Consider the following 4,736-nt stretch of genomic DNA (forward strand, 5'->3'; position numbering starts at 1 on the left):
GTATATAAATTGGCTTTGAATCGCTATGGCTTCGGTGATAGTTAAAAAACTGAAAAAATACTCAATTATTAATGACAAAATTGATCTGAGTTATTGCTCTAATTTATTAATCGCTTTATCGTTTAGGCAGAATATAAAAGAATAGGGTGCACAATGAGTAGTGGAATGAATATGAGTACCGATGCAGGGAATATCTTTAAAAAAGCCTCTCTCTATAAAGGGGTACATAAGCAGATTCGACAAAAGGTGAGTCATACCATTGATATGCCCTCGTCGCTTTCTTCTGTGATTACCTCCGATTGTGTTAACGAGGCTGACCCAGAATCAGTTGGTATGACCAGAGAAGGCGTTGAGGCGATTTGGAAATCGGTGGAGGATATTTATAGCACTGCGTTGTACCCAGGCGTTTCAATTAGTATGCGCCGACGAGGAAAAGTAATACTTGATCGTGCGATTGGTCATGCGGTTGGTAATGGTCCTGACGCACAAGAAGGTGATGCTCGTGTTCTTATGCGTCCTAATACTCCTGTCTGTTTGTTTTCCGCTTCTAAGGCAGTTACGGCTTTTTTGATGCACCTGCTTTCTGAAGATAAACTCGTTCATCTGCATGATCCTATTAGCTTCTATGCACCGGAGTTTGGTAAGAATGGCAAAAAGAATGTCACGATTCACGAGGTCTTGTCCCACAGAGCGGGTGTTCCTGGATTACCGAAAGGTGTTCCCCCTGAAGTCTTGTGGGATAACGATGAAATCTGGCGCATCTTGTGTGAGACCAAGCCTCAGTCTTCAAAAGGCAACCGGTTGGCATACCACGCCTTGACGGGTGGCTATATTCTTGAACGTGTGGTTAGGCAGGTTACCGGAAAAAGTATTCAAGACTTCTTGGATGAGCGTGTCAGAAAACCGATGGGCATGAAGTATTTCCGCTATGGTGTGGAAGAGCGCTATGCTGATCGGGTGGCCGATAATCACGCGACAGGCGTTAGGCCTTTCTATCCTATTTCGGCTTTAATTGAGCGGGCATTGGGTGGATCGCTTGATATGGTTGAAAGTGTAACTAATGACCCACGTTTTAAAAAGGCGGTTATTCCTGCTGGCAATATTATGGGAACCGCAGAAGAGATAGGCCGCTTCTTCCAAATGCTGTTGAATAACGGTGTATGGGAAGGCAACCGCGTATGCCACCCAATGACGGTTAAGCGCTTTACTCAGGAATATTCCAGTATCCAATTTGATCAAACACTTATGCTGCCTATGCGCTACAGTGCTGGCTTAATGTTGGGCGGTGAGCCCTTCGGTATGTGGGGTAAACACAGCGCTCAATCATTTGGACATATTGGTTTGATCAATAAACTATGCTGGGCCGACCCGGTGCGTGATGTGTCGGTGTCTTTGTTGACGACAGGGGTTCCGATTGTAGCCAATAACATTCCGACCTTATTTAGGTTTATGAACAAGATTGATAAGCATTGCCCAAAGGGCGCGACAGTGAAATAGCTAAAACGCCACTCTGGAATCAACGGGGTCAGACTCGATTGAATTTCAATCGAGTCTGACCCCGTTGATTACTTTCTATTAGTATCGATTTCTATATAATGTCGGGTTTTATTTTTCGTCGGATTATCACCCAGCATGTCAGAACAAAACACTCCTGAAAAAGACACCGAAGTTAAGCACTTTTTACAGCAGGCTATCGAGCAGGACATTGCCGATAACAAGCATGGCGGCAAGGTTGTTACGCGTTTTCCTCCTGAGCCGAATGGCTTTTTACACATTGGTCACGCTCGTTCTATTTGGTTGAACTTTGGTTTAGCGAAAGAGTATGGCGGTGAGTGTAACCTTCGTTTTGATGACACCAACCCTGAAAAAGAAGAGCAGGCCTATATTGATGCGATTCAGGAAGATGTTAAGTGGTTAGGCTACGACTGGTCGGGTGAGGTGCGTTATGCTTCTAACTACTTCGACAAGTTTTATGACTGGGCTTTGCATCTCATCAATCAAAAATTGGCTTATGTTTGTCACCTTTCCCCTGCCGAAGCCAAAGAGTATCGTGGTTGGGCGACGTCTCCTGGTAAAGAAAGTCCTTATCGAGAGCGTACAGTTGAAGAGAATTTAGCTGAGTTCGAGAAGATGCGTGCCGGTGAGTACGATGAAGGCGCTTGTGTTTTACGCGCCAAGATCGATATGGCCTCACCAAATATGAATTTGCGTGACCCGATTCTTTATCGTATCCGTAAGGCTTCTCATCATCAAACGGGTGATAAGTGGTGTATTTATCCGAGTTATGATTTTGCTCATGGGCAGGAAGATGCCATTGAAGGTGTGACGCACTCAATTTGTACCTTGGAGTTTCAGGCTCACCGGCCTTTATATGAGTGGTTTACGGAAAACCTACCTGTTCCGAGTAAGCCTCGCCAGTACGAATTTGGTCGTTTGAACTTGAACTATACCGTTACCAGTAAACGTAAGCTTAAGAAGTTGGTGGATGACAGTGTCGTTTCAGGTTGGGATGACCCGCGTATGCCAACGGTATCAGGTATGCGTCGTCGTGGCTTTACGCCCACTGCGCTAAAAAGCTTCTGCGATATGATCCCTGTTTCAAGCAAGAACAATAGTGATATTGACGTGGCGATTCTTGAGCGAGCGATTCGTGATGATTTAAACGACAATGCTGCGCGCGCCATGTGTGTGATGAACCCTATTAAGGTGACGATATCTAACATGGCTGATAATAACGCCCAGGGTGCTGACGAATTGCTGAATGCTGCCTGTCACCCTAGTAAGCCGGAGTTAGGGAGTCGCAGTCTGCCATTTACTGAAACACTCTACATCGAGAAGAGTGATTACACTGAAGATCAAACCTTGTCGCGTAAGAAGTTCAAGCGCTTAGTCTTAGGGGATTATGTTCGCTTGCGTGGTGCCTACATTATCAAGGCCGAAGAAAGTGTTAAGAATGAGCAGGGTGAAATTGTTGAAGTGAAAGCTAGCTTGGTTGCTGACTCGGTAGGCAATAATATCGAAGGAATTAAGCCTCGCGGTGTTATTCACTGGGTATCTGCTGAGCAGAGTGTCGAGGCGGAAGTGCGTTTATATGACCGTCTTTTCAATCATGCTAACCCAGATGCGGGTGAAGAAGATTTTATGACGCATGTTAACCCTGAAAGCTTTAGTGTGATTAAGGCTTACCTTGAGCCTGATGCAGCAAAAGCGGAGCCTGAGGCGAATTTCCAATTTGAGCGAGAAGGCTACTTTGTTGCCGATCGATATGACCATAAGCCTAGTGAAGGTAAGGTCGTATTCAATCGCACAATTGGTTTAAAAGATAATTGGGCAAGCAAATAAGTAAGAGTAGATGGAGTAAAGAATATGTCATTGAAAATTTATAATACGCTATCTGCAGAGAAAGAAGTATTTAAGCCGCTTGAAGAAAACAAAGTCAAAATGTATGTCTGTGGGATGACGGTGTATGACTATTGCCATATCGGTCATGCTCGCGTGCTGGTCAGCTTTGACGTGATTACGCGTTACTTGCGCCACTCTGGCTACGACGTTACGTATATCCGAAATATCACCGATGTAGATGACAAGATCTTCGCCCGAGCGGCGGAGAATGGAGAGGCCTACGATGCTTTAACGCAGCGCTTTATCGATGCGATGCATGAGGATGAAGCGGCGTTGTCGGTGAAGTCTCCAGACCAGGAGCCGAGAGCGACGGCGCATATCCAGGAAATTATCGATATGATTCAACGTCTGATCGACAACGAGCATGCTTATGCTGCCGACAATGGCGATGTCTATTATGCGATCGATAAGTTTGAAACCTACGGTAAGCTAAGCAAGCGTAATACCGAAGAGCTGTTGGCGGGTGCGCGTATCGATGTTGAAAAGCATAAGCGTAATCCACTGGATTTTGTTTTGTGGAAAGCGGCAAAAGAAGGCGAGGCTAGCTGGGAATCCCCGTGGGGGAATGGTCGCCCTGGCTGGCATATTGAATGCTCAGCCATGTCGACTTGCTGTTTGGGTGATACCTTTGATATTCATGGGGGCGGGCCAGACTTAAAATTCCCACATCATGAAAATGAAATTGCCCAGTCTGAAGGTGCAACCGGTCAGAAGTATGTGAACTACTGGATGCATGCAGGCGCTGTTCGTGTAAACAAAGAAAAGATGTCTAAATCTTTGGGTAACTTCTTCACCATTCGCGAAGTCTTGGAAAAGTATCCGGCTGAAGTGATTCGTTACTTCCTAGTGTCTAGCCACTATCGTAGTCAGGTTGATTATTCCGAAGATAACCTGGTTGAAGCGCAAGCAACCTTGGATCGTTTATATCAGTCTTTACGTGGTTTGAGCGAGGCAGAGCTAAGTTCTGAAGCGCGCGTTGAGTCTTATCTTGAGCGCTTTAAAACAGCGATGGATGATGACTTTAATACGCCTGAAGCATTGGCCGTGATGTTTGACTTGGTTCGAGAGCTAAATGTTGCACGTACTGATGAAGGTGACAATGTTGCGGCCTTGGCTAGTACGCTTCGTTCTTTAGGTGAAGCTTTGGGTATTCTTCAATTAGACCCTGAAGATTACTTTAAAGGCGCAGCTTCGGCTGATGGTTTATCAAATGATGAGATAGATACTTTAGTTGTGGCAAGAACAGAAGCACGTGCGAATAAAGAGTGGGCGGAGTCTGACCGAATTCGTGATCTGTTGTTAGAGCAGGGCATTACCTTAGATGATAGTAAAGA

3 protein-coding genes are annotated in these 4,736 nt (G+C 45.4%); all 3 read left to right on the forward strand.

Annotation, left to right across the window (positions count from 1 at the left end):
* The first annotated feature begins 171 nt into the window (after positions 1 to 171).
* Positions 172 to 1,497: a serine hydrolase gene (locus A3766_RS14530; RefSeq protein ID WP_082865341.1), complete on the forward strand. Its 1,326-nt coding sequence runs from the start codon at positions 172 to 174 to the stop codon at positions 1,495 to 1,497.
* A 135-nt stretch (positions 1,498 to 1,632) separates the two neighbouring features.
* On the forward strand, positions 1,633 to 3,342 hold the full coding sequence (locus tag A3766_RS14535; RefSeq protein ID WP_068554097.1) for a glutamine--tRNA ligase/YqeY domain fusion protein: 1,710 nt from the start codon (positions 1,633 to 1,635) through the stop codon (positions 3,340 to 3,342).
* Positions 3,343 to 3,366: 24 nt separating this feature from the next.
* Positions 3,367 to 4,736: cysteine--tRNA ligase (cysS, locus tag A3766_RS14540; RefSeq protein ID WP_068642423.1), on the forward strand; the 1,370-nt coding region annotated here is incomplete at its 3' end.

The sequence above is a fragment of the Oleiphilus sp. HI0132 genome (assembly GCF_001635845.1).

Excerpts from the sequence above, each read along its gene's own strand:
- A3766_RS14535 (WP_068554097.1), top strand. The coding sequence starts at position 1,633 with ATGTCAGAACAAAACACTCCTGAAAAAGACACCGAAGTTAAGCACTTT.
- A3766_RS14530 (WP_082865341.1), top strand. The coding sequence starts at position 172 with ATGAGTACCGATGCAGGGAATATCTTTAAAAAAGCCTCTCTCTATAAA.